General features: G+C 64.7%; 23 protein-coding genes. 8 read left to right on the top strand and 15 right to left on the bottom strand.

From position 1 onward, the window contains the following. Positions 1-157 precede the first annotated feature (157 nt). Positions 158-1,228 (top strand): c-type cytochrome, encoded by a 1,071-nt coding sequence (locus tag H6955_08580; protein MCP5313598.1) that lies wholly within the window; start codon positions 158-160, stop codon positions 1,226-1,228. Between the two features lie 337 nt (positions 1,229-1,565). Here H6955_08580 and H6955_08585 read toward each other — a convergent pair whose 3' ends face one another. Together H6955_08585 and H6955_08590 are read right to left on the bottom strand one after the other, a co-directional pair. Next, complete coding sequence (locus tag H6955_08585) at positions 1,566-3,503, bottom strand: hypothetical protein (GenBank protein ID MCP5313599.1); 1,938 nt, start codon at positions 3,501-3,503, stop codon at positions 1,566-1,568. 25 nt (positions 3,504-3,528) lie between these two features. Continuing rightward, complete coding sequence (locus H6955_08590) at positions 3,529-5,745, bottom strand: EAL domain-containing protein (GenBank protein ID MCP5313600.1); 2,217 nt, start codon at positions 5,743-5,745, stop codon at positions 3,529-3,531. A gap of 356 nt (positions 5,746-6,101) precedes the next feature. Here H6955_08590 and H6955_08595 point away from each other — a divergent pair, with 356 nt between their 5' ends. The 5 genes from H6955_08595 to H6955_08615 all read left to right on the top strand — a co-directional run bounded on the left by H6955_08595 (position 6,102) and on the right by H6955_08615 (position 10,755). After that, the gene (locus H6955_08595; protein ID MCP5313601.1) at positions 6,102-7,619 is read left to right on the top strand and encodes a winged helix-turn-helix domain-containing protein; all 1,518 of its coding nucleotides are present in this window, start codon (positions 6,102-6,104) and stop codon (positions 7,617-7,619) included. 127 nt (positions 7,620-7,746) lie between these two features. Next, positions 7,747-8,580, top strand: a complete 834-nt coding sequence (locus H6955_08600; GenBank protein MCP5313602.1) for a class I SAM-dependent methyltransferase — start codon at positions 7,747-7,749, stop codon at positions 8,578-8,580. A gap of 62 nt (positions 8,581-8,642) precedes the next feature. Beyond that, positions 8,643-9,470 carry a methyltransferase domain-containing protein gene (locus H6955_08605; protein MCP5313603.1) on the top strand — a complete coding sequence of 276 codons (828 nt, stop codon included), beginning with the start codon at positions 8,643-8,645 and terminating at the stop codon, positions 9,468-9,470. Positions 9,471-9,558: 88 nt separating this feature from the next. Continuing rightward, entirely contained in the window at positions 9,559-9,987 is a 429-nt protein-coding gene (locus H6955_08610; protein MCP5313604.1) for a hypothetical protein, read from the top strand. Between the two features lie 189 nt (positions 9,988-10,176). Further along, positions 10,177-10,755, top strand: a complete 579-nt coding sequence (locus H6955_08615; GenBank protein MCP5313605.1) for a hypothetical protein — start codon at positions 10,177-10,179, stop codon at positions 10,753-10,755. 174 nt (positions 10,756-10,929) lie between these two features. Here the strand turns inward: H6955_08615 and H6955_08620 are convergent, their stop codons facing one another. Together H6955_08620 and H6955_08625 are read right to left on the bottom strand one after the other, a co-directional pair. After that, on the bottom strand, positions 10,930-11,940 hold the full coding sequence (locus tag H6955_08620; protein MCP5313606.1) for an aldo/keto reductase: 1,011 nt from the start codon (positions 11,938-11,940) through the stop codon (positions 10,930-10,932). Positions 11,941-11,958: 18 nt separating this feature from the next. After that, positions 11,959-13,284, bottom strand: coding sequence for an MFS transporter (locus H6955_08625; protein MCP5313607.1), 1,326 nt, complete (start codon positions 13,282-13,284; stop codon positions 11,959-11,961). A 314-nt stretch (positions 13,285-13,598) separates the two neighbouring features. Between H6955_08625 and H6955_08630 the strand changes: the two genes are divergently transcribed. Further along, on the top strand, positions 13,599-14,318 hold the full coding sequence (locus H6955_08630; GenBank protein ID MCP5313608.1) for a hypothetical protein: 720 nt from the start codon (positions 13,599-13,601) through the stop codon (positions 14,316-14,318). A gap of 80 nt (positions 14,319-14,398) precedes the next feature. On the opposite strand, the gene H6955_08635 is transcribed toward H6955_08630, so the two are convergent. From H6955_08635 to H6955_08645, 3 genes are all read right to left on the bottom strand, one after another. Further along, positions 14,399-14,875 carry a hypothetical protein gene (locus H6955_08635; GenBank protein MCP5313609.1) on the bottom strand — a complete coding sequence of 159 codons (477 nt, stop codon included), beginning with the start codon at positions 14,873-14,875 and terminating at the stop codon, positions 14,399-14,401. Positions 14,876-14,955: 80 nt separating this feature from the next. Continuing rightward, positions 14,956-16,092 carry a hypothetical protein gene (locus tag H6955_08640; GenBank protein MCP5313610.1) on the bottom strand — a complete coding sequence of 379 codons (1,137 nt, stop codon included), beginning with the start codon at positions 16,090-16,092 and terminating at the stop codon, positions 14,956-14,958. Between the two features lie 37 nt (positions 16,093-16,129). Continuing rightward, a complete protein-coding gene (locus H6955_08645) occupies positions 16,130-16,528 on the bottom strand; it encodes a hypothetical protein (GenBank protein ID MCP5313611.1) in 399 nt (132 codons plus the stop codon). Between the two features lie 257 nt (positions 16,529-16,785). Here H6955_08645 and H6955_08650 point away from each other — a divergent pair, with 257 nt between their 5' ends. Further along, positions 16,786-19,488: an AsmA family protein gene (locus tag H6955_08650; protein ID MCP5313612.1), complete on the top strand. Its 2,703-nt coding sequence runs from the start codon at positions 16,786-16,788 to the stop codon at positions 19,486-19,488. 86 nt (positions 19,489-19,574) lie between these two features. Here the strand turns inward: H6955_08650 and H6955_08655 are convergent, their stop codons facing one another. The 8 genes from H6955_08655 to H6955_08690 are packed head-to-tail and all read right to left on the bottom strand — an operon-like array spanning position 19,575 to position 25,707. Then, positions 19,575-20,423, bottom strand: a complete 849-nt coding sequence (locus H6955_08655) for a F0F1 ATP synthase subunit gamma (protein ID MCP5313613.1) — start codon at positions 20,421-20,423, stop codon at positions 19,575-19,577. Continuing rightward, complete coding sequence (locus H6955_08660) at positions 20,420-21,922, bottom strand: F0F1 ATP synthase subunit alpha (protein ID MCP5313614.1); 1,503 nt, start codon at positions 21,920-21,922, stop codon at positions 20,420-20,422. The genes H6955_08655 and H6955_08660 overlap by 4 nt, the downstream gene beginning before the upstream one ends. Beyond that, positions 21,909-22,658 carry a F0F1 ATP synthase subunit delta gene (locus tag H6955_08665; GenBank protein MCP5313615.1) on the bottom strand — a complete coding sequence of 250 codons (750 nt, stop codon included), beginning with the start codon at positions 22,656-22,658 and terminating at the stop codon, positions 21,909-21,911. The genes H6955_08660 and H6955_08665 overlap by 14 nt, the downstream gene beginning before the upstream one ends. A 28-nt stretch (positions 22,659-22,686) precedes the next feature. After that, positions 22,687-22,956 carry an ATP F0F1 synthase subunit C gene (locus H6955_08670; protein ID MCP5313616.1) on the bottom strand — a complete coding sequence of 90 codons (270 nt, stop codon included), beginning with the start codon at positions 22,954-22,956 and terminating at the stop codon, positions 22,687-22,689. Next, entirely contained in the window at positions 22,953-23,639 is a 687-nt protein-coding gene (locus H6955_08675; GenBank protein MCP5313617.1) for a F0F1 ATP synthase subunit A, read from the bottom strand. Before H6955_08675 ends, H6955_08670 begins: the two co-directional genes overlap by 4 nt. Before the next feature lie 13 nt (positions 23,640-23,652). Beyond that, complete coding sequence (locus H6955_08680; protein ID MCP5313618.1) at positions 23,653-23,928, bottom strand: AtpZ/AtpI family protein; 276 nt, start codon at positions 23,926-23,928, stop codon at positions 23,653-23,655. A gap of 4 nt (positions 23,929-23,932) precedes the next feature. After that, complete coding sequence (locus H6955_08685; protein MCP5313619.1) at positions 23,933-24,334, bottom strand: F0F1 ATP synthase subunit epsilon; 402 nt, start codon at positions 24,332-24,334, stop codon at positions 23,933-23,935. Then, positions 24,331-25,707, bottom strand: coding sequence for a F0F1 ATP synthase subunit beta (locus tag H6955_08690; protein MCP5313620.1), 1,377 nt, complete (start codon positions 25,705-25,707; stop codon positions 24,331-24,333). The genes H6955_08685 and H6955_08690 overlap by 4 nt, the downstream gene beginning before the upstream one ends. Between the last annotated feature and the right edge of the window lie 83 nt (positions 25,708-25,790).

Here is a 25,790-nt window from a genome sequence, read left to right on the forward strand (position 1 = left end):
TGCCTTGCGGTCTCCGCATGTCAACGTTCTGTCAGCTGCGCCGCGTTAAAAAAGGGCGGGTAAACCCCTCGAGGGCGGCGTCACGACGTGACCGTCGCGGCCTTCCCCGGGTTTACGGAACCGATCGCATTCACACGGACACCTCAGGGAGCGTCAGATGTACCGTAGATCCCTCGTTTTACTCAGTGCCATGTTTGGCATTTCTTTGACCGTTCAATCCGCAGACTGGCAGCCACTGCCCAGCAGCCCGCCGATCCCGGCAGACAACCCGCAGACCGACGCCAAGATCCTGCTCGGCAAGACGCTGTACTTCGACCCGCGTTTCTCCGAACACGGCACGCTGTCGTGCAACTCCTGCCACAACGTCATGGCGGGTGGGGACGATAACCGGCCGAACTCCATCGGTATGCACGACGCACGTGGCGGGCGCAGTGCGCCGACGGTGTGGAACGCGGCCTTCTACTCCACCCAGTTCTGGGATGGCCGTGCCGCGACGCTGGAGGATCAGGCCAAGGGCCCGATTCAGAACCCCATCGAGATGGGCATGGCGAACCTCGATGAGGCCATGGGTCGGCTCCACAAGATCGCTGGCTACGAGCCGATGTTCAAGGCTGCGTTTCCCGACCAGCCGGATCCCGTGTCCGCCGACAATGCGGCCAAGGCCGTTGCCGCTTTCGAGCGGACGTTGATCACGCCCGATTCGCCCTACGACCGCTTTGTGAAAGGTGACAAGGGCGCGCTCGATGCGCAGCAGGTCCGCGGCATGGAGACCTTTGCCGAGCTGGGCTGCGTCGCTTGTCATTCAGGTCCGAATTTCAGTGGCCCGGCGCTACCGATGGGGAATGGCTTCTTCATGAAATTCCCGACCTATGCGGGCAGTGACTACGACGCCCGGTACCGTTTGCTCGATGACACGGGCCGCCACAGTGCGACGAACCGTGAAGAAGACAGGCACATGTGGCGCGTGCCGACGCTGCGCAATGTGGCGCTTGCTGCACCTTACTTCCACAACGGCAGCGTGCCGACGTTGGGCGAGGCCGTTCGCGTGATGGCCAAGGTTCAGCTGAACAAGGATCTGAGTCATGCTCAGACCGAGGACCTGGTTGCGTTTCTGAATGGTCTCACCGGCGAGTTTCCGGAGATGACTATGCCGCGTCTGCCGGCCACGCCAGACGTGACTGTGATCCCGCCAGTGGATCCGCATCTCAAAGTCACGCCGCACAAGTAAACGATAGTGGCCCACGCCTACCCGGCGCCCACCGTGGCGGGCGCCGGGGGGTGATCGGGATCGCCCATGCTGAGGTGCCGGCAGCCTCGTCGGTTCTTTCGCAGTCGCATTGGGTCTATTGCAAAAGGTTCTGCGGGTTGAAACTGCAGTAGCAGCAGAGAAGGGGGCAATTTGATGAGCGGCAATCCAGCAATCGCAGGTGACGCGACGACACCAGGATCGGTGCTGTAGCTACGGCCGAATACAGAGAAGATCCAGCCGCCGCCGAATTCGAAGAGTGTTCGAATCGCCCCCGTGGACGCGCATGAGCGCAAGAGCGAGTCCGAAAGGCAAGTGCCTATTCGCCGGGTTGATCCCACCGAACTTCGGCTGCGCTGCGCGGCAGCGTGACAGTGAATATTGTCCCCCCATTGGATGCCGACTTGACTGTGATCGTGCCTCCCAACAGTTGGTGTACCCATTGATGGACAAGGTGCAGACCCAGGCCAGTGTGGCCCTTGCCGCGACCGGATGTGATAAACGGATCGAAGATACGGTCCTTCAGCTTCGGATCAATACCACGACCATTGTCTGCGACTTCCAGTGTTACCAGTTGATCGTCACTGAGTGATGCGGAGATCCGGATCACGCCATCGCGCTGTGCGCCGATTCCATGGACTAGCGCGTTATCGACCAGGTTCTGGAGTATCTGCGAGATGATGCCTGGATAGCTCGTCATCTCTATGTCGGATGCGATGGACGTTTCGAGTCGTACTTTTGTTCGTTTCGTCTGAGGTCGCAGGCTGAGTACAAGGTCTTCGACGCGTTCCAGCAGTGAGAAAGAGGCCTGCGTCTCGTCTGCCCGGTCGATTGCGAGCCGCTTGAAACTGCGAATCATCGAGGTGGTGCGCTCGAGATGTTTCATGGCCATCGACAGCCCCTCGCGTGACCTCGCAAAGTAACCATCCAGCTGTTCGCGGCTCATGCCCTCGTATGCAACCTTCTCAAGGTTTTGCTGTGCCCCCTGCAACACCGAAACGCACATCATCGCGCCTCCTGTAGGCGTATTCAGTTCGTGTGCGACCCCTGCGACCATCAGGCCGAGCGAAGATAGCTTGCGAGTTTCGACCAATTCGTCCTGGACGAGCTGTAGGCGTTCCAGCGCGATTTTCAGTTCTTCGTTGCTGCGTGCCAGTGTGGACCGTTCCTGGGACAACGACTCGGTCAGGCGCTCGCGCTGATGGTCTGCGCCAACGATGTGACCGATCAGCGCGAGTCCTGCCAGCAACGCAAGCAGTGCAGGTGGCAGTATTTCAGTGACGACTTCTTGGCGAAGCGCCTCTAATTCTGGGGAACCGGTCAGAGCAATCAACTGCAAGTGGCGTCCTTGTAATCGATTCTCGCGCGAGGCCGCCAGCGTGACGTCAGTGGACGAAACCAATGCCCCATCGATCACTTCACTGGCCAGATTGCTGCCACTCTGCAGGCGGGCCCAGAGTACAGGGTTGAGACTCGCCAAAGTCACTTCCTTTCGGTCCAGCATCCAGCCCCATTCTTGTCTCGGGTCGGAATGCAGCAACCAAAAGCCCCGATTATTCAGCAGTTGCACATCCGGCCCTTTTTTGCCGATCTCGCGCAGCCTGTTGAAGACGTCCGTTAAATCGAAATTGATTACCAAGGCTCCATCGTGCAGCACATTGCTGCCGCCTCGGAGACCGAGACGAAGCATGGGCTTGAATGGCCTTTCAATTTCTCCATTCTCCACGTTCAAGTCGATCGGTGAGACATAAATCTCATCGGAATTGAGCTTCATCGTCTCCGAAAAGTAATAGCGGCTTCGCTTGTTCTGCAGATCGCCTTCTTTCCGCACAATTACGTTGCGCTGATGGTCCGCATCGATCCTTACGACTTCCCAACCCTGCTCGTCTATCCAACGAACTTGAGCGACGCTCGGCACGACCTCGGCAAAAATCGTGAACTGTCGCTCAAGAAGTGCCTTGTCGATGGTCGGATCCGCTAGCAATGACTCGCTGACAGCAACGGTTTTTCGGAGGAGTTGCGCCAGATGGAGTGTATCGCCAAGCTCACCTTGCAGGAGGCTCAACGCCGATTGGATGGTTTCGCTGTGTTGGATCCGTATCGGTTCCATGCGCATGCGCATGAGCTCGAAGTAGGCGACGATAGAGCCGGCTACGACGGTGACAAACAACAGTGAGGCGAGTATCCAGAAGCGCAACCGCGGACGCAGCTTGCGGAGCTTTGCATCGTCAATGGCGGAGGAGGGCGGTGTGTCCATCGCCGCAGCATCGTTCGCTGGCCAGCTAGGCAACGCTCTTGGTCCAATCAATCAGCTGAACCATCGGCATGGGACGTGCGAACAGGTAACCCTGTGCTATTTCGCAACCCATCTGGAGGAGTGCATGCGATTGGTCCTCGGTTTCCACTCCTTCGACGACAACCTCGAACCCAAACTGCTTCCCGAGCGTGATGATGGCGCGTATGAGCGAGCGATCGCGATCGGATTCGAGCATGCGGTCCACGAAGATCTTGTCCACCTTGAGGGTCGTCGCGGCCAACTGGGTAATGTAGCTGAGTGAGGAATAGCCGGTCCCGAAATCATCGATGCTGACGCCCATTCCGAGGTCGAGCAGCTCCCGCATTCCCGATGCGACATCGCTGAACTGCTGAATCGTTCGGTTCTCGGTTATTTCGAGGTCAAGCTGTGTCGGGGATACACCACTGCGGCGGATGGTTGTCAAAAGATTTGAAAAATAGCCGGGGCGTGCGATTGCACTCGGTGAGGCATTGAACGAAATTGGTACATGTATGCCGCAATCCGCGAGTTGCTGCGCGGCATCGCAAACCAGTTTTAGGACTTGCTGGTCAAGCTGGTCGATCAGCCCTGTTGTCTCCGCAAGCGGCAGAAATTGACCCGGCGGGACCATGCTGCCATCGTCCCGCGGCCAGCGGACAAGGGCCTCCATTCCCACCATGCGGCGATCTGTGAGCTTGACTTTGGGCTGCAGCCAGACAATGAGCTGTTGTTCGCGCAAAGCTTTGCGCAGGTCGGACAAGAGTGAGTACTTCGCCGAAATGGACACTTCGAGCTCTTGATCGACCTCGGCGTAGCGTTCTCCCCGGCGACGCAGGGCAGTGACGCGACTTTCCAGCAATGAGAGTAGTTGTTCGGGTTGCCGGCCCGGAAAGTTTCCCAGTCTCATGATCGCTGTGGTTGCCGTGACCATGTGCTCGCTGTCGCCTACGCGCAGGGGGTGGCGGAAATGGTCTTCGAAGAAGACACCGTCAAACCGGTTCCTGTCCTGAACGAGGATACAGAAGCCCGCCTCGTTGCAGTGTGCGACCAGACTCCCCGGAAACAATGTCTCGAGGCTTGCATAGATGCCACGCATCAAGTTCCGATAGAACGCTTCACCCAGCGACACGACGATGTCGCGCGTATGGTCGATCTGGATGATAACGAGCTTGTGGGCGGCGCGTTCGGTTGGCGTCAGGTTGGCCAACTCGAGCACCAGGCGGTTTCGGTTCGGGCAGTCAATGCCCGTATCGGTGTAGGCGAGCTGATTGACACGGTTGTGCAGGGAGACGTTTGTGAAACCGGTGCCGACATTCTCATTGAAGATCTGCAGCAGCGCGGACTCGTTGGGCAGCAAGCGGCGCGGGGTTTTTATTATCGTAATGTATTCCTGGCCACCCAATCCCTTGTCGGAAAATCGGAAAGCCGAGTAGTCATCTTCATGCAGGGCATCGCCACTCTGAATGATCCGTTGCAATAGGCCTTCCGGAGCCTTCAGCGTATCTTCAAGACGCCCGATCGTGGTCCCGGTCAGACCGCTGTAGACACCCGTGGCTGCGGCTATTTCGAGATTGCTGCAGCCGTCCTCCGTGTCCCGGCGAACGCACACGATACCGTGCTGGTCGGTTTGAATGATCTTTGCGATCTGCCGCAATACCTCGCTGCTGAAATCGTGGAGATCCCGGGGCAGGCTGATGGCCTTGCAGGCGCTGACCACCATGAGCAGGCTCTCCTTGGCATGCCGAAGGTCTTCCAGGTGCTTCCAGGTCCGGAGGTTTGCTGTTACGACGCTGACGAGTTGTTCGCTCGTGATCTCTGATTTGCACCAATAATCGTCAATGTCGTAGCTCGACATGACATCCTTCCGGGGGGCCATGCCCGGCTGCCCTGTCAGCAGCACAATGCGGACGCTCGCATTGCCGATGAAATCGCGCACCGCACCCACGAGGCGCAGCCCGGCATCGTCGTCTTCCATGACGACATCCAGCAGGATCACGCCGATGTCTTTTCTCTTCGCAATGATCTTTGCCGCATCGGTCGCCGATTGCGCTGTGATCAGTTCCACTGGGCGTCCGGCAACCTCCAGTCCGGAGAGTGCGAATGCGAGGGTCGCCTGGTAATCGGTGTCATCCTCAACGCTCAAGACAAGCCAAGGCGGCTCGGCTGTGGTTTCGGCGGGTCGAGATTCATCCTTCAGGGAGGAAAATACGGACATTTCCGACATGCTGCGCTTCCTGGGTGGACCGGGTTTGGCTTCTTCGGATCCAATGTAAGAAATTCGACTATGAATCGGCGGTCGCGTGGTGTTCTTTAGTTCCTGGCGTCCTGATCACAATCTGCCGCTGGCCGGCTTGCGAAGGCGTCCTTTTTTCGAGGCGGGAGACGGACGTGGTGGACCGCCTTTCCACTGAAATGCGGAATGGCTGCCTACCCATCGGCCGCACGGCCCAGCACCCGGGTTTCCGTGGCGCTACAATCTCCAACGGCCGAGCATGGACCCGGAGGCATAACCCCTAACCGACCCTGGCGAACACCGCATGCGGGCCACCTTTGGGCCCGATCCACAGTGGGGGTAATTCAGTGCGACTGGCGTTCGACGACTACGTGATCGACACCGAAGCCTACGAACTTCGACGTTCGGGTGCGCGTTGCCACGTCGAGCCCAAGGTCTTCGATCTGATCGTCCACCTCACCGGGCACCCGGGCCAGGTATTCAGTCATGAGCAACTGATCGATGCCGTCTGGGACGGACGTTTCGTCTCCGAGAGTACCGTCTCCACCTGTATCAAGAGCGCGCGCAAGGCATTGGGTGACAGTGGCAATACGCAGCGCTACATCAAGACCATGCGGGGCCGCGGATTTCGTTTCGATGCAGACGTGCGACAGGCGGGCGAATCACTCGCACCCGCAGTACAGGCCTCGGGCCCGCAGATCACGACGCCCGCCCTGCTGATTCGTACCTTCAGGGTGCTGGCGAAAGAGCCCGACACCCTCCAGCTGGCCGGCGCCTTCGCCGATGACCTGGGCCGAATTCTGACGCGCATGCCCCTGCTGCGCATCCGCGTGCAGCCCAACTCCGGAGTCTCGGGCGAAATCGGCCCGACCCCGCGCGAGTTGCACGAATCGACCGGTGTGGATTTCGTACTGGATGGAGCGCTGCAGCGACTGGGTGGGCGCTATCGCATCAATATCCAGTTATTGGATGCGCGCAGCGGCTTTCAGCTGTGGAGCGAGCAGATCCACGTGGACGGCCCGCTGGACAGGGCCTTGGACGATGCGCCGATTGCGCTGATCTCGCGACTCGAGCCGCAGCTGCAGCGCGCCATCTACGATGCCGTGAGATCCGCGTCGGGTGCACCGAACTCGCGACAGCTGTTCCTGGAGGCGGCCGGTGTGATGGTATTCAACGGCTGGGGCCACAAGGGGTTCAGCCGGGCCGCTGAGCTGTTGCGCCGGAGTCGTGGCCTGGAACCGGACTTCGCTTTGGCGCATGCGTTTCTGTCGCTGGTGATGGGCTTCGGCGATCGCGTCGGGTTGATGGCCAACCGCGATCGGGCGAAGGCCGAATCACTGGAGGCGGCCGAGCGCGCACTTGAACTCGACAGCATGGACTCGACGGTGCTGGGTTATGCGGGATGCGCAATCGCCGACGTCGGTCAGCGAGAGCGTGCCCTGCCGATCCTCGAACATGCAATCGAGATCAATCCGTCGAATGCGCAGGCCTGGGTGGCGTTGGGCTCTCTGCACGTGTTCGATGGTCGCGTCGAACCCGGTATCGAGGCACTCGTTCATGGCATCGGCATCAGTCCGCTGGACAGTCGCCTGTCAGTCTGGGGGACGATCCTGACGATGGGCCTCGTCCAAGCAGGGCGGCTGGAAGAGGCGGTTCGCGAAGGCCGGCTGGCGTGCCGGCGCGATCATCGCTGCTACCTGCCGCGCGTCGCGCTCGCCGGTGCGCATCTGCTCGGCGGGGCCACGAAGGAGTCCGGTGTTGCGTTGCGTGAGGCCTACCGTATCAAACCCGACCTCAGCGACGATCAGATCTGTTCGATCGTCGGGCGCCGACTGGGCGCGGAGCTCAAGCGCCTGTCCGCCTGAGCGACGTCCGCTCAATCTCCAAGAAATCCCCAAGGTCTCCTCAAGTACCCGGGCAGGCGGGACTCTAGTCTTGCTTTCGAGCGCCGTGTTCACGGCGACGAAGAACGACTGAAAAGAGGAGGGGGCGATGCACAACGCGCAACATCAGATCGAAACAGAAGGTCCCGACTACGCGGCCATCAAGACAAAGCAGCAGGCAACCTGGGGCTCGGGTGACTACGGCAGGGTCGGCGTCACCCTGCAGCTTACCGGCGAGGAGCTGTGCGAGGCGCTGGATCTGCGAGCCGGCGCCAGGGTGCTGGATGTGGCGGGTGGCAATGGCAATGTCTCGCTGGCAGCGGCGCGGCGATTCTGCAAGGTGGTCTCCAGCGACTATGTGCAGGCCCTGCTGGACCAGTCGCGGGCGCGTGCTGAGGCCGAAGGGTTGGCGATCGACTATCAGTTCGCCGATGCGGAAGCGCTGCCTTTTGACGACGCCAGCTTCGACCATGTCGTGTCCACGTTCGGCGTGATGTTTGCGCCGAATCAGGCGCAGGCCGCCGCCGAGCTGCTGCGCGTCTGTCGCCCGGGTGGCAGCATCGGACTTGCCAGTTGGACGCCCGACGGTTTCGTCGGACGTCTGCTCAAGACGGTCGGGCGATATGTGCCGCCACCCGCCGGCGTCCAGTCACCGGCGCTTTGGGGCACCGATGCCTTCCTGACCCGGCAGTACGCCGGAAAGGTGAGTGCGATCGGCGTCAAGACCAAGCGGTTCGTATTCCGCTACCGCTCGGGCGAGCACTTCCTGCAGGTGTTTCGCGACTACTACGGCCCGGTACACAGGGCCTTTCAGGTACTCGACGACGCGCAGCAGGCGGCGCTGGGCCGCGACATCCTGGCTTTGGTCGCCGAGCTCAACCGCGCTGGGGACGGCAGCATGATCGTGCTGTCGGACTATCTGGAAGCCGTCATCACGCGTTGAACCCGGGGCCTGGTGGACCTGCAGGTCCACCAGGCCCGATCCCACGATACGGAGGACCTGCCATGTCACTTGCACCGCAACCGGACCGGGCCGCATTGCAGCGGCGCATCGCCGAACGTCAACAGGCCACCTGGGCGGATGGCGATTACGGACGCATCGGTATCACTTTGCAGATCACCGGTGAACACCTTTTGGAAAGCATGGATCCCAGTGCGGGATCGACGTTGCTCGATATCGCGAGTGGCAACGGCAATGCCGCACTCGCGGCGGCGCGCCGAAACTGCGATGTGACGGCCACCGATTTCGTGCCGGACCTGCTGGAGCAGTCGCAGGCCCGCGCGGTCGCCGAGCATGCGCACATCGAATATGCCCAGGTCGACGCGCAAAACCTGCCTTACGACGACAACGCGTTCGACCACGTCAGTTCCACCTTCGGCGTGATGTTTGCCCCTCACCAGCCGAAAGCCGCGCGCGAAATGCTGCGGGTGTGCCGCCCGGGGGGCAGGATAGGACTGGCGAGCTGGACGCCGGACGGGTTCGCCGGCCGCTACTTTCAACTGTTGTGCGACTATGTACCGCTGCCACCGGGCCTGCGCATGCCCACCACCTGGGGGACGCGCGACTTCATCGCCCGGCAGTTCGGTGAACGCGTCAGCGATGTGAGCATCCGCGAGCGTGAGTTCGTGTTCCGCTACCGCTCGCCGGAACACTGGCTGCATATCTTCAGTACCTTCTGTGGCCTGACGCTCGGCGTGTTTCGTCAGCTTGATGCCGAGCAGGATGCCGCGCTGCGCGGCGATGTGTTGAGGTTGATCGACGAACTCAACCGCGCTGGGGATGGGACCATGGTCGTCGGGTCGACCTATCTGGAATGCGTGATCACCAGGTAACGAGATCGGCCGCCGCGCCGGTCTGCGGTTCCTGGTACGGAGCCGCCCGGTGCGGCGGTGTAAAGAGCGCTTTCGAGGGGAGGATGCGATGTTCGTGCTGGAACCGCGTGACACAGGTTGGCGTTACTGGCTGATCACGGTGATGCTGCTGAGTGCCGGCGTTGCAGGCTGGCCAACCGGATTCGTCGCCGCGATCGGACTGACGATCGTGCATCTGCTGCATTACCTGTGGCGCGAGCGCAGTGTCGCGAGCTTCCCGGTCCAGGTGCGGATCGGCTACCTGCTGCTTCTGCTGGTGTCCCTGCCGGACCCGATGCAGTGGCTGTTCTGGGTACCGACGATCGGCACCTGGGCCCAGGTGTTGTTCGGGTATTGCGCGATGGCGCGCATCGTGTCGTTGATGCCGTGGAACAAAAGGGAACCGTACAGCGGGGGTCTGTTCTGGCGGACTTTCACGGCCAGACCGACCCGCGGCAACATACTGCAGGGCCTGCCACCGGCACCGTCCGGCCATTGAGTGGCCGCGCGGGCCCAAGGTGGGCGCCGCTCGCCGTCGTTCTCTCCGCGGCCACTGCCTGCCCCGTACGATGCCCATGCCAGGGTGCCGACAAAGCGGTCGGCGTTGCCGTTATCATGTGCGGTAACCGGGATGTTCACGACCCCCGGGTCGCCCATCCATATTGGCCCACAGCGAGGGACTTCGCCGATGTCGACACCCATACCCGCACGCCTGCTCGCAGGCCTCTTCTGCGCCTTCCTGATCTCCGCGGCCGATGCCGAGACCGCGCTCGGACAGGATGGCGACTGGCAGGTCAGGCTGGAGAAGGGAACCACGGGCATGACCGGGGACCTCTGCGTGATTTCGACCGTGAGCGACGTCGAGGGCGGGCGGCGCGAGCGACCGCGGATACGCATCATTCCGTCGACCCGCCAGATCGTCGTCGATCCGGACCGCTACCTGTCCGGTGTGATTACCGGGGTCGCCGTGTTGGAGCACCGATCGGACCGCAGGCAGCCGCAACGGGTCCTCGAGCACCGGGCACGCATCGACGAGGGGGAGATCTTCACGTCGATCGAAAAGGACCCGCGTTTCGGTGCCGTGGAGGTCACCAAGTCACCGGATGAGTTCGCGCGCATCATGCGCTCGATGTCGACCGGCAAGGTGCTGCGCTATGAATGGCAGCTCGATCGCGGCAGCAGGAGCTACGAATACGGGCTTGCCGGTTTTGCCTCGATGCTGGGGGTCGTCGACACGAACCCGGCCTGCAATGCCGGCGGCAACTGATCCGGGCCTACGATGCCATCCACAAGCCGGGGCCCGGTAGCGGCCGGGTCTTGGAATGGGTGAATACGTGCGCGGGCGAGACACCGGCGCCTGTGCGACACCGCCGGCCCAGCTGCGCATGGAACCGGGTGCATCGGGGCGACGCCTGTCGCACCGTCTCGCGTCGGGCGCGCTTCAGCCCTTGGCGACGGGGCGCCCGAAGAACGGGTATTGCGGATCGTTGTACCCGGGGGTGGACGCGTGGCCGGGTGTGACCAGCCGGTCCACCAGCGCCTCGTCCCTGGCCGTCCAGGCGACGTCGAGCGCACCGCGATAGCCCTCCCATTGCGCCAGGGTCCGCGGTCCCGCGATCACCGAGGTGACGATCGGATTGGCCAGCACCCAGGCGACCGCGAACTGCACCAGTGGCAGGCCTTTCTTTTCGGCGTGCCTGGCGAGCCTCTCGGCGATCTTCAGCGACTCCGGACGCCACTCGGTCTCCATCATCCGCCGATCCTGGCGCGCGGCACGTGAACCCTCGACCGGCGCACTGCCGGGTTTGTACTTGCCGCTCAGCACGCCACGGGCGATCGGGCTGTAAGGCACCACGCCGAGGCCATAGTGTGCGCACGCGGGCAGTATCTCGACCTCGGGCTGGCGATTGAGCAGGTTGTAATACGGCTGGCAGACCACAGGGCGCGCGATGTCCATCGCGTCGCACAGGCGCACGATCTCGGCGATGCGCCAGCCACGGAAATTCGAGACGCCGAAGTAGCGGATCTTGCCTGTGCGCACGAGATCGTCCATCACGCGCAATGGCTCGTCGAGGGCGTCGTGTTCGAAGTCGCGGTGCAGGTACAGGATATCGATGTAATCGGTACCGAGGCGGGCGAGGCTGGCATCCACCTCGCGCACCATCCACTTGCGCGAGTACCGCGACTCGTTCGGCGCCGACGACATCGCGTTGCCGAGCTTGGTCGCCAGCACCCACCAGTCACGCTGTTCGCGAATCAGTGGGCCGACCACGGACTCGGAGGCGCCGCGGGTGTAGACGTCGGCGGTGTCGATGAAGTTGACACCCTGTTCGCGCGCGCTCGCGACGATGCGCGCAGCCTCCTGCGCATCCGTCTGGTCGCCGAACATCATCGCGCCCAGGCACAGGCGAGAGACCCTGAGGTTGCTGCGGCCGAGCCGCAGGTACTGCATTTCGGCCATGGTGTACTCCTACGGTTGCTTTGGCGTCTCGCGCTGACACACCGGGTCGTGCGCCGCACGCAGCGGGCTCTGCAGCGCAGCAGTGTACAGCGGTTCGGACGGCGCCGGCGCATGCATGTGATCGCGTTCGCGCAACGCCGGGAACAGTCGTCGCCACAGCAGCGCGACTCCGAGCGTGCCGATCCCCCCGATGACCACCGCCGGCACCGTGCCCCACCAGTGCGCGGTGACGCCGGACTCGAATTCGCCCAGCTGATTCGAGGCGCCGATGAACACCGAGTTGACCGAGCTCACCCGCCCACGCATCGCGTCCGGTGTCTCCAGCTGCACGATCGTCATGCGGATCACGACGTTGACCATATCGGCCGCACCGAGTACGAAAAGTGCCGCGAGCGACAGCCACAGGTCCGCGGAGACGCCGAACACGAGGGTGGCGAGTCCGAATACGGTCACCGATGCGAACAACCGCTGTCCGACGTGCCGTTCGATCGGGTGGCGCGCAAACCACAGCGCGGTCAGCAGCGCACCGACCGCGGGTGCCGAACGCAACAGTCCTAGGCCGTCCGCATCGGTGTGCAGGATCTCGCTGGCATAGACCGGCAGCAGGGCGGTCGCTCCGCCGAGCAGCACGACGAACATGTCGAGTGAGACCGCCCCGAGCAGCAGCGGGGTGCGGAAGATGAACCGAATCCCGGCGAGCAGGTGCTCGGCGCTGACCTTGCCGCGGCTGCGCACGGCGGTCGTGTCGGCGTGGGTGGCGACCAGTGGCATCACCAGCGCCGAGATGAGGAACAAGCCCGCGCAGAGCCCGTACACCAGCGGGGCGCCGGCCAGATAGAGCCAGCCGCCGAGTGCGGGCCCGACGATCGTCGCGGCCTGGACACCCGAGGTGGACCACGCGATCGCGCGGCTCAACAGTCGGGTGGGTACGAGGTTGGGCACCAGGGCCTGGCCGGTCGGAAACTCGAACGCGCGTGCGCTGCCGAGCACCAGTGCGAACCCGAGCAGCCATTCGCGATCGAGCCACCCGAAGGCGCTGCCGAGCGTGAGCACCGCCATCGCCAGTGCCACGACCGCGCGTGCGACGCCGATGATCGCACGCCGGTCACAGCGGTCCGCGACCTGCCCGACGACCAGCAACAACGCGATCGAAGGCAGGAACTGCACCAGGCCGATCAGGCCCAGGTCGAAGGTGCTGCCGGTCAGCCCATACATCTGCCAGCCGACGGCGACGACCTGCATCTGGTAGGCGAGCGTCGACAGCAGCCGCGAACTCCAAAACACGAGATACGGGCGATGTTGGAGGATGGAATCCTGGGCGTGCGTATCGATCATTGACGTACGAAAACGATAACAAAGTTGCGCTGTCCGAATCCGCCGGTGTTTGTGGGGCTGGGGAATCCTTCGCGCGTGGCGGGACGGGCGGGCGATCGGTCCTGCGAGACCATGCGGTGGACCGCGGCCGACGCGCCGATGGCGTCCGGCTGGACCCCGGTACTGATCCGATGTCGGGTGACCGGCGTATAAAGCGGTGTATGCACTCGACCTGCATACCGGAAAACGTGGTCATCCCTCAGACAGGTCGAAGGTCGCCCACAGGGCGTTGTCGCTCCGCAAGGGCCTGCGACCCGAGCAACAAGGAGGTCCAGATGGACATATCGAATCTGCACGCAGCGGTGCACGGAAACCCAACCACTTCGCTTCAGGCCGTCGCAGCGCGTCGGACCGCGATCGCCTTGGCGATGGGCCTGAGCCTCGGTACGGCGCATACCGCGGCGTCCCTCGACGGTGGCGTGGCGAAGCAAGACCTCGTCGGCGTGTTCGTGCCGGACATCAGGCTGAACCTTCAGCCGTACCTGTACGCGACGAAGTTCGTTTGCGGACAACAACTGAATCCGGGCATACAGATCGGCCAGACGGTGCGCTATGCCGCACTGGAACCGGGTGTCTATTCGACGGCGCTGAACATGTTGACCCTGAAGCAGGGCATACCCGGGATCACCGTCAGCGCCTCGATGGACGGCTATGCGCCGGTGTCGGTAACGACGCAGTTGTCGGGAGCGACGGCCTTCGACACGCATACCGTGACCTGCGATGACATCCTGCAGGCATTCAATGTGCCACCCGGCGCGGACGCGTACGAGGGGTTCCTGTACGTCCAGCGTCAGCGGCCCGATCTGCGCATCGATGCGGTCTATACCTACGCATCGCGCGAACGCTTCCAGGAGTTCCGCGGGGTCGATCTCAATGGCAACGTCGTCGTGAACCCTGAACTCGGGGTGTATTCGATCGGTGGTGCCGGCGGCCTGGGTGTCGGCGCATCGATCGCCCTGCAGCGCGTCGAGCCGGTGAACCTGAACAGCATCTGAGTGCATGGGCGCTGTGGCCTGTGCCACCCTCCGCGGTCGGACGACCGCCGGGGTGGTCACCGGTACCGTCTGGCGAGGAGCTACGACGGATCCGGCGCCGGGGTTTCCGCGTCCCCGGCGTTCGTGGCCGGTTCGGCCGGCGCCTCTGCAGCGGGACGACAGGGATCGTCGGGCGCGGGCGGCGTCTTGCGCATCGACAGGGTATCGATCTTCTCGGTGCTGCCTTCGGCAAGCCGGCATTTGCCGTTCAGTTCGTCCTGCCCGTCCGCCGCGAGCACACAGGTCCGCCATGCACCGAGCAGATTGATCCTGAAGCTCAGCGTGTCACCCGTGATCTGCATCTGTTCGAACTCGACGGGTTCATTGCCCGGTGGGTCCAGCCTGAGGCGCATGGTCACCGTCCAGGGCGGCGTACGTGCCCCGTGCGCCTGGACGCAGAAGGTCGCATCGATGTAACTGCCCAGGCTGGCGGGTTCGTACTCACCCTTCCACGAACCTGCCTCGAGCAGGTCGCCGGCCGCCGGTACGGCGCCGGGCAGGCAGAGCAGGCAGAGCACCAGGCACGCAGTGTGCCCGGCGGATCTTGGCGTCGGGTGCCTGTCGGATCGTCGGCGGCAATATGTCATGACCGGATGTCCTAGGGGATGTTTCCTTGGGCGCGCTCAAGGATCTGCAGCGATTCACGCATCGTGGGTCGGTCGCGCAGGCTTGCGTGCTCCGACGGGAACAGGACGATCGAAAGGTCCAGGGTCGACGGGCATTCGCCCTGGTCCTGGCCGCCGAGTGCGAAGTCCTCGAGCACGACGGCGAAACGTTCGTTGCTGGGAAGGCGCGTGTTGTCGATCGTCGGGAAGTTGAAATAGTCCAGGGTGAAGGTCCGTTTGACGGTGCTCGGGTCGTCGTCGTTGCAGGCAGGCGCAGCTCCGGTACCGCAGACCAGCAGCGAGACGCGCACCGATTTCCGCTCCGGTCTGGGTTCCGAAAACACCGCGGTCACGAAACGCTTCTCGGCCTCCGGCTTGTCCAGTGCGATGCTGGCGGTGTCCACCATCAACTGTTGCAGCTCCGTGACCGGGATGAAGGCGCCGTCGGTCTCGTCGGGGCAGACCGGCAGTATCCTGCCGTCGTAAACGACCGGTTCCGCGGTGGCCCCGCGAGGCGGCCGCTCCGCGCAGGGCTGCAGCGTCGTGAACAGGTCGTCGGGCCACTTGTATTCGATCCGGTCGTTGCAGAATTCCTGGCCGTCGGCGGTCAGCGGCACCTGAATGCGTACCGAGCTGCCGCGCTGGGCGAGAAACGACAGCTGGGCGCTGGCGACTCGCTGGGCCAGGGACCGGAGACGGCCAAGCAGTTCGAGGGCCGCCGGCCGGTCGGCGGGTTCCGACGCCATATGCCGGCGGAGGTCCTTCTCGAGCTCGGCGAACAGCGGCGACAGGAAGATCGAATCGCCGAAGTTGAGTGCCAGGAGTTCCAGTTTCAGCAGACGTTTCGAATGGTCCTCGATACTGTCGCGGCCGGCCTCCGCGGCCTGTGTGCCGATCAACGCCGCCACGGCCTGGCCGAAGACATCCTTGCGCAGGTCGCTCTCTGCCTGTTCACGCTGGATCTGGAGATTCGTCACCAGGCGGGCGTTCTCGGCCTTGCTGGAGGCACTGGTGATCACCCACTCGCCGACGAAGCCGGCCAGTGCGATCAGCAGGCCCGGGATCACTGCCCGCAGAAAGGCATTTTCCCAGCTGAATGACGGGCCTGGTGATGATCTGTAATCGGACATGGGCCTGTGACCTTACCGCGATACGCTGACGGCAGGCTCAGCGAGGGATCAGCACGACCTTCCTGCCCACGGCGCGCGTCTCGCAGCTGAACTGCACCACAGGCTTGTTGATCGCGACCGTGCGCGACGCGCGTCCCTGCGAGGTATGCACGGTGACCTTGCAGTTGCCGCTCGGGACATTGCGGATGCTGTATGCACCGCTGCCTGTCAGCGGATGTGGGTTGGGACTCGGGTCGCCTCCACAGCTCAGCTCGAGCGAGCCGCCTGCCGGAGCGGCACCGGTCGCAGCGTCCCAGATACGGCCGCGAAGCTCGGCGGAACAGGCGGCGCCGGAAAGCAGGGATGTGCCGATCAAAAGCCACAGGCCAATGCAGGCGGCAGGTGTGGTCGCCGGGGTCGCGTCAGGACTGTCACTCGGTCGACGCATCCGTGTCATGGTCCCCTGTCTCCGCGGGCTGCGACGCAAGATATGAACGAGTATAGTGAAGATCGGCCTGATTCGACGGCCGTGCGCGATCGTCCGCTGCGCCGAAGTCTGTTCGGTGGCGGTGCTCGGACCGCGTTGCAGGGGGTGGCGATCCTCTGCGCGAGTGTCGGGCCTCGGGCACCGTGCCCGGCAGTGGCGGCGCCGTGGTGGCCTGGCATCTGATTCAATGCAGTGCGGTTCCCAATGGCAGTGCGAGCGAAGGATACATGCGACTCCTCAAGATCCTCGGCATCACCGTCATAACGCTGCTGGCGATCCTCGTCGTGATCGTGGTCACGATCAGGGTCGTTCCCGGCAACTATTACAAGGATCTGATCAGTGCCGCGGTCAAGTCCTCCACCGGCCGCGAACTGACGATCGGTGACCTCGACGTCAGACTCGGTTCGCGTGTTGGCTTCATTGCCACCGATGTCAGCCTGTCGAATGCCCCCTGGGGGTCGCGCCCGCAGATGTTCACCGGCCGACTGGTCGGGGCGGAGCTTGCATTGCGTCCGCTGCTCAGCCGCGTGCTGGATCTGCGCCTGGTGCTCAAGGTACCGGACCTGCTGCTCGAGACCGACGGCGACGGGCAGGGCAACTGGCAACTGCCCGGCCCGTCGGATCGCGTTGCGGGGGACGAGGCGGGCGCAGGGCGCGATCGGATGGGGTTGCGCCCACTGATCCGCGAGGTGCGCCTGGAAAACGCCAGTGTCGGCTTTATCGATGCACAGTCCGGCCGCCGCCATCAGGCGTCGATCGACAACCTGGTCCTCGGTGCACAGGGCGAGCGGATCGGGCTGACGCTCAAGGGGCAGGTCGACGATCACCCGCTGACGCTGGACGGCGGCATCGACGATGCCGTTGTGGCCGCCCCGGGCACACCGGCCGACTTCGACCTCACTGGCGGCCTGGGTGAGGTCGCGCTCAATGCGCGCGGCACCGTGGATGCGGGATCGGACACCGCGCAGGTGGATCTGCGGCTGGACCTCACGGCGCCGACGCTCGCGGCCCTGTCGACGTTCGCCGGCAGGTCACTGCCCGACCAGGGGCCCCTGCAGGCCAGCCTGCGCGTGAGCGGAGCCGGCGGTCGCTACAGCGCAGGTGACATCAAACTGGATCTGGATGCCGATCTGTTGGAGCTGACCCTGGGAGGTGCGGTTGCCGATCTTGCGGCTGTGCGCGGCGTCGACCTCGATGTGTCGGCCAAGACCGCCCGCCTGCCGGACCTGGTGGGCGCGTTCGGCGTGGCTGTGCCGGTCGAGCTGCCGCCGAGTGTCGAGGCCCGCGGAAAGATCCGCGGCGGACTCGAGGCGCTGGCGCTCGCCGACCTGCATGTCGACCTCGAGGACGACGGTGTCAAGGCCTCGATGGTGGGCCAGGTCGACGACGCCATCACCCTCACCGGCGTCCAGGCCGACGTCGACATCCAGACCGACCGCCTGTCGCGCCTGTCGCGCTACGCCGGGACCACGCTGCCGGATGCCGGACCCCTCGGGCTGCGGGGCCGCCTGGCCAGTCCGCAGGGACTCGGTAAGCCGAGCGACGTCTCGGCAACCCTCAGCGCCGATGGCGTGACCGGCAGGATCGACGGCCGGATCGAAAACCTGCTCGCGGCCACAGGGATCGCACTGGGCGTCGAGCTCGAGGGCGATTCGCTGCAACAGGTCGCGCACCTGGCCGGGCAGCAACTAGCGAACCGCGAGCCGCTGCGCGTCAAGACGCAGTTTTCGGTCGCCGACCAGCGCTACCGGGCCGATGATCTGCAGATCGCGCTCGGCGATACCGCTGTGAACGGGGCGCTGGTGTTCGCCCCGGCCGCGCAGGACGGTGGGCAGCCCCGGCTCGAAGGGCGCATCCACCTCGGCACCCTGAAGCTGCCGGAGCCCGATGCGACCGACACCGCGGCCGCGCAAGCGCCGGCCAAGCCGCAGGTCGTGCCCGCCGTCGGCACCGATCCCGAGGCGACGCCCGCCGAACCGCCGGCCGACGGCAAGCGGGTCTTTTCGAGCAAGCCGTTGCCGGTCGTGGTGCCGCGCGATTTCGATGTCGACCTGGCTATCACCGCGGACGGGATCGGTACCCCGCACCTGATGCTGGAGCAGGTCGACGCCCGGCTGAGCCTGCACGCCGGTGTACTCAAGCTCGCGCCGGTGACCGCCGTCGCCGGCAGCGGGCGTCTCAAGGCCAGCGGGGTACTCGACACGTCGGGATCGCCGCCGACCCTGGCCGTGGACGTCGACCTGAAGGACGGCACCTCGCGGAAGTTCGATGGACGCTACAGCCTGCACGTGGACCTCGATGGCCACGGCGATTCGATCGCCCGGATCATGGCCGGGCTCGACGGGCAGGTGATCCTCGATCTGCGCGACTTCAAGATGGAAAAGTCGGTGATGACGCGCTTCGGTCGCGGCCTGCTCGACACCCTCAATCCGTTCGAGAAAGAGGCGCAGAACACCGAGCTCGTATGCGCGATCGTGCGCTTCGACGTCGCCGACGGAATCGCCGATGCGCAGGACAAGATCGTGGCCCAGCTCACCAAGGTGACCTGGTTCGGTGGCGGTACCGTGAACCTCAAGGACGAGACCCTGGATCTCGGCGCCCAGTCCAAGCCGCGCACCGGCCTGGGGATCGACACGCTCGTTGGGCTGCCCGGGCTGGTGCATGTGGGCGGCACCTTGGCGAACCCCCGCATCGTGCCCGATCCCAAGGGTGTCGCGAAGACCTACGGCGAGGGTTACCTGACGGTCGTGACCGGTGGTGCCTACCTGCTCATCAAGGGCCTGTGGGACAAGGCGCAGGCGAACTCGGACGTGTGCGCCAAGATCCTCGAGCGACACGAAGACGTGAAAGTCGGGCCGGCGACCGGGGAGTCCGATGGAAAGGTGGTGCCGGTCACCGGCGACGATGCCGAGGCGACTGCCACGCAGTAGCCACCGACCACCGGGGGGCGATCGATCAGGGCGCCCCGATCCCGAATCGCGTGCGTTCGCGGAAGACGACCACGCGGCCGCAGGGGTCAGGTCGCTTGCTCGCGCCCGACCGCGTTCAACAGGATCACCTCGATCTCCTCGATCATCTCTTCCTGGCGCAGACTGCGCAGGCGACGCTGCAGGTCTCCCGCCCGGTCGTCGAGATAGCGCCCGGCGGCGTCGAGATGACGCATGCGGCGATCGTTTTCGGCCAGTAGCGACGCGTACAGCAACGCATGCAACGCAGCGAACAGGTACTGCTCGGTCAGGCCGAGCAGCAGGTCCCCGGGTGGGAGGTTGATCAGCGGGGCCAGCGCGTACGAGGGGGGCGGGTCGTCCGGCGGACCGAGGAATGGCGGCAGCAACTGGCGGACCCGGGGCTGCGGGTCGTCCGGATCCTGCCACAACACCTTGAGGCTCGCCGGCCCGTGCGCCTCCTCCAATGCCGCGAGCGCGGCGACCACCGCACTCATCACCGGCGGTATCTCTTCGGCCACATCGGCCCCTTCGAGCGCGGCGGCCAGTTCGAGGTCGTCGCCGAGGCGGGCGCACAGCTTGTGGCCGACCGCGATGACGGCGGTGTCTCCGGCGGTCGGATCGAACTCCGCCAGCAGGCGGGTGCGCAGCCGCTCGTTGAAGTCGCCGCAGAAGCCGCGCCGCGAACCGACCGCGAGCCATACCACGCGGCCGCCGTCGGTCGCCGGGGCGATGTGCGGATGCCAGACGAGAAAGTCCGCCGCGACGCGTTCGAGTTGCTCGACCAGTGCCTGCTGGTTGGCGAGTAGGCGGGACAGCCTGCGCGTCTCCATGTAGGCGAGGTTTTTCATGCTGCGCATGATCTCGGCGATCTCACCCAGTCCGGCGACGCGCTGTTCGAGTTCACGACGCTGGGTCATGTGCCGTCCTCGGCAGACCGCGCAGGCAGCCATCGGTGCAGTGCCGCCAGCCAGTCGTCACGCGGCGTGTCCAGGGCCAGCTCGGAATCGGCCAGCTGCCGGGCCAGGGATTGGAGGACCTGCCCGACCTGTTCCGGATCGACATCATCGAGCAGGCCATCGTTGAACGCGACCAGCCAGGCGAGTTGGAAGCGGGCCGGCAATGGATGCAGGCGGTCCTGCTTGAGTACCGCACGCAGCAGGTGTCCGCGCCGGATCGCCTTTTCCATCGCGGGTTCGAGCCGGGCACCGAAGCGGGTGAACACCTCCAGTTCGAGGAACTGCTGGTAGTCGAGCTTCATCCGGCCCGCCTCGGCCTTGATGCGCGGGTGCTGCGCGGCGCCGCCGATGCGTGAAACCGACTTGCCGATGTCGATCGCCGGACGCAGGCCGGCGTCGAACAGTCCGGCATCCAGGTAGACCTGGCCATCGGTGATCGAGATGAGATTGGTCGGGATATAGGCGGCGATCTCGCCCTGGTTGGTCTCGACGATCGGCAACGCAGTCATGCTGCCGTTGCCGGAAGCCGCGGCGAGACAGGTCGAACGCTCCAACAGCTTGGCGTGCACCGAGAACACATCGCCCGGGTAGGCCTCGCGCCCGGGTGGCCGGCGCAGCAGCAGCGACAACTCGCGGTAGGTGCGTGCATGGGTCGACAGGTCGTCGTACACGACCAGGGTATCGCGACCGCGGTTCATCCAGTACTCGGCGATCGCGCAGCCGGCGAAAGGGGCCAGGTGCTGCAGCCCCGGCAAGGCGCTGGCCTCGGCGACCACCACGGTGGTGTACGCCAGTGCGCCATAGTGGCGCAACAACTCGATGGTGTTCACCACCGTGGATCGCTTCTGGCCGATCAGCACGTACACGCATTCAACCGCCTGGTCGCGTTGGTTGATCACCGCGTCGATCGCCAGCGCGCTGCGCCCCAGGCCTTCGTCGCCGACGATCAGCTGACGCTGGCCCTTGCCGATCGGTATCAGCGTGTCGAGGATCTTGTTGCCCGTGTACAGCGGTTGCTTGACGAAGTCGCGGGCGATGATCGGCGGCGATGCCGCCTCGAGCCGTTGGTGCGCGGTGCACTGCGGTGCCGGCCGCCCGTCCAGCGGCTGTCCCAGCGGATCGATCACGCGCCCGAGCAACGCATCGCCGACCGGTATACCGAGTCGCTGGCGCGCCACCCGGACCTGGGTCCCGGCGGTCAGCGCCTCGGTCTGCTGCAGCAACACGGCGCCGACGTGGTCCGGGGTCAGGTCGAACACCAGTGCCTGGCTGCCGTCGGCGAATTGCAGGATGTCGTCGATCGCCGCGCCGGGCAGACCGCCGATCCACGCAATGCCGTCACCGACCGCGGTCACGCTGCCACGTTGCGAGACGCGCAGTCCGAAGCGGTAGGTCTCCAGCCAGGCGGCCTGCCGCGCCAGCGGACCCCCGGACCCTGCGTGCACGCTACTCGACGACACCGGCCTGGTCCGCGAACGCGCTGAGTTCGTCGTGCAGGTTCGCGCCCAGCACCCAGTCGCCAAGCGACATCCGTATGCCCGAGATCAACGCCGGATCCTCGAGATAGCTGAACCTCGCCGTGTCGCCGAGCAAGGCCTGCAGTGCCTGTTCGAGTGCCTGGCGCTGCGCCGCGGGCAGCGGGTGCGCGCTGGCGATCTGCACCGCGCCGGCGTGGTTGTCGGCGGCGTGGTGCAGCAGGCCGCGTTGTTCCGCAGGTAACCTGGAAAGATCCCGCCGCACCATATCGACGATGCGCGACTCGAGTTCCGGCCCGGCCAGGGCCTGCAAGAGCCGGGCGGCGAAGCGTGCACCGATCACCAGGCCTTCGCGCTCCTTCTGTTGCGAGAGTTCGCGTTCACGCTGCTGTTCGACCACGCGTGCCTTTTCGCGCAGGTCGGCGAGCTGGACCTCCAGGGCCTCGATCGCCTGGGTGCGCTGTTGCTGCAGTTCCTGCTGCAGCACTTCGCGCGCGGCGTCGCGTTCGTGCTGCCATTCGGTCAGGCGGTTCTCGTACTGGCTGCGCAACTGATCGGCCTGCTGCTTGCCCTGCCGGGCCTCGTCCAGGGTCGCCGCGATGCGGGCCTGGCGCTGCCTGATCACGTCCGATACCGGGCGGTACAGGAAACGCTTCAGTATCCATACCAGGATCAGGAAGTTCACGACTTCCAGAACGACAGTGGTCCAGTTCAACTCCATGCCGTCGGCCTCCGCCTGCGTCGGTCGCTCAATGCGGCAGCAGATATTCGAGTAAGGGATTGCGGAACAGCACGATCAACACGATCACCAGTACGTAGATCGCCAGCGATTCGATCATCGCGAGACCGATGAACAGGGTTCGGGTGATCGCGCGTTCCGCCTCGGGCTGCCGCGACAGCGCATCGAGCGCGCTGCTGATCGCCCGCCCCATCGCGTAGGCCGGCAGGATCACACCGATCGCGATCGCAAGCACCGCGCCGACCGTCGAGGCCAATACGAACCAGGTCATGTCTGTCATGTCTGCGTCTCCTGCTGTGCACGCTGTCTGAGTTGTCCCGACTGGATCCCGCCGGCGACGTAGATCAACGCCAGCATGCCGAAGATATAGGCCTGCACCAGCGCCTCGATGATGTGCAGTGCCAGGATCGGCACCGGCACCAGGAACCCGGCGACCAGCAACACCAGCAGGGCCGCCATCTCGAGGCTCATCATGTTGCCGAACAGGCGCACCGCGAGCGCGACCGTCCGCGTCACTTCGCTGATCAGGTGGAACGGCAGCAGTATCGGGCTCGGCCTGAGGTAGTGGCGCAGATAGTTGCGCAGTCCCTGGCTGCGGATCCCGAACCAGTGGGTCGATGCGAACACCAGTAGTGCCAGACCGGCGGTGGTCGACAGGTCCGCAGTCGGCGAACTGAGGCCCGGGATCACCCCTGCCAGGTTGGCAACCACCAGGAACAGCCAGAGTCCGCCGATGAACGGCAGCAGCCCATCCGCCTGCCCGGGCAGCACCTGGGCGATGGCCTGTCGCTGCACGGTCACGATGCCCTCGAGCGCGGCCTGCAGGGCTCCCGGCTCGGCGCGCAGCCGCCGCGTCAGCAGCACGCACAGTAGCCAGATGACGAGCAGGATGCCCCAGGTGGTCAGCACCGTGGTGCTGATGGCCAGTGGTCCCCAGTGCCAGACGATCGTATGTGTCTCCATGACCTCGCGCTCCCTATTCGCGCAGCATCAGCCACACGTTGACCCCGCCGATCACGATGCCGGTGAAGATCAGGCTGATGGTCCAGCTCATCGAGTACCCGGCGAGCCGGCTGTCGAGCCAGCGCCCCAGGTAGGCGCCGAACACCACCGGCAATACGAACACCAGACCCAGCGTGCCCAGATAGACCGTCTGCGCAAGCAGGGTCGGGCGGTCGCGCTCGGCCTGGCGCAGGCGCTCTGCCTGACGCTCGACCTGCTCGGTCAAATCGTGATTGTCTTCGGTCGCCATCGGTTCAGCCCCCCGCCTGGCCGAGTTGCCACAATCGGCGCAGCAGCGCCTCTTCCATGCGTCGCAGACTGTCCTTGGTGCTGTGCAACTCCTGCTCCTCGGCCGCCAACTGTTCGCCCAACACGCGGCTGATGCGCCCGTAGTCGTCGTCCAGCAGGTAACGCCGCGTGCCGATCCACAATCGGGTTCCGGCGAAGTACAGCACCGCGCCCGGGACCGCGAGGTACTGCCAGCCACCATCGCCGACCCGGAAACGGGCCAGTCCGAATCGCAGCGTGGTGATCAACCGGGCGTGACCGGGCAGCAGGCCGAAACTGCCGGATGCGTCGCTGCCGACGAAACTGCGCACGTCGTCGATGTCGCGCGTCTGCGTGGCGTCCTGGATCTGCAGCGTGAACCCGCTCATGCCGTCACCGCCGCCTGCTGCATGCCGCCACGCATGTAGCACTGTGCCTCGCCCAGTTCGTCGTAGCGCCCGGTCAGAAAGCCGTCGCAGTCCGCCAGCGTGGTCTCCAGCGGTACGCTGACGCCCGGCATGCCGGTGTGTTCCGCGGTGACCCAGAACGGCTGCGCGAGGTACCGCTGCAGTCTGCGCGCGCGGTGCACGATGCGCTGGTCTTTCGGCGAAAGCTCCTCGACACCGAGCATCGCGATGATGTCCTCGAGTTCCTGGTAGCGCGCGAGGTGTTCGCGCACGCCCTCTGCGATGCTGTAGTGACGATCACCGAGCAGGTGCCGGTCCATCAGCTTGCTCGACGAGCGCAGCGGATCGACCGCCGGGTAGATGCCTTTGCTGGCCTGGGTCCGTGACAGGATCACGGTCGTGTCCAGATGGCTGAGGATCGCGTTGACCGCCGGATCGGACATGTCGTCGGCCGGCACGTAGACCGCCTGTACCGAGGTGATCGCACCATGTGCGGTGGAGAAGATGCGGTCCTGCAGCTCGGCGACCTCGGTGACCAGCGTCGGTTGATAACCGACCGTCGCCGGCATGCGCCCGAGCAGGCTCGAGATCTCGCTGCCGGCCTGGACGAAGCGGAAGACATTGTCCATCACGAACAGCACCTCCTTGTGCAGACTGTCGCGCAGGTATTCGGCGTACGCCAGTGCGGACAGGCCCACACGGAAACGTACCCCGGGCGACTCGTCCATCTGGCCGAACACCATCAGCGTCTGCGGCATCACGCCGGCCTGGCGCATGCCATGCCACAGCTCGTGGGCCTCGCGTATGCGTTCGCCAACCCCGGCGAACACCGAGACCCCGGCATGCAGTTCGGCCACCGCGTGCATGAACTCCATGACCAGCACGGTCTTGCCGACCCCGGCGCCGCCGAACAGCCCGGTCTTGCCGCCGCGCACGAAGGGGCACAGCAGGTCGACCACCTTGATGCCGGTCTGCAGCACGCCACTCGCGCCGACCACCTCGTGCAGGGGCAATGGTTTCGCGTGGATGTCGCGCGTGGTGCCACCGGGCAGCGGTGCCTGGCCGTCGAGCGGTTCGCCGAAGATATTCAGTACCCGTCCCAGGCACTCGGAGGTCACCGGTACGTGCAGGGGTGCGCCTTCGTCGTAGACCGGCATGCCACGTTCCAGGCCGCTCGCGTAGTGCAACGTGATCGCACGCACGTGGTGTTCGTCGAGGTGCTGGTGGACCTCGAACAGGTAGGTCTCGCCGTCGCGCGTCGCACGCAGCGCCTGGCGCAGCGGCGGCAGCGTCGAGCAGGCCACCACCACGACGGGTCCGTGTACCTCGGTGATTTCGCCGATCGGTTCGGGCATGGCTGGATCGACCACCTCATGCGACGCGAGCGCCATTGCTGGGAACACAACAGCACATCCGGGGCGAAGCTGTCCACGGCCGG

The sequence above is a fragment of the Chromatiaceae bacterium genome (assembly GCA_024235395.1).
Classification (GTDB): domain Bacteria; phylum Pseudomonadota; class Gammaproteobacteria; order Chromatiales; family Chromatiaceae; genus Thiosocius.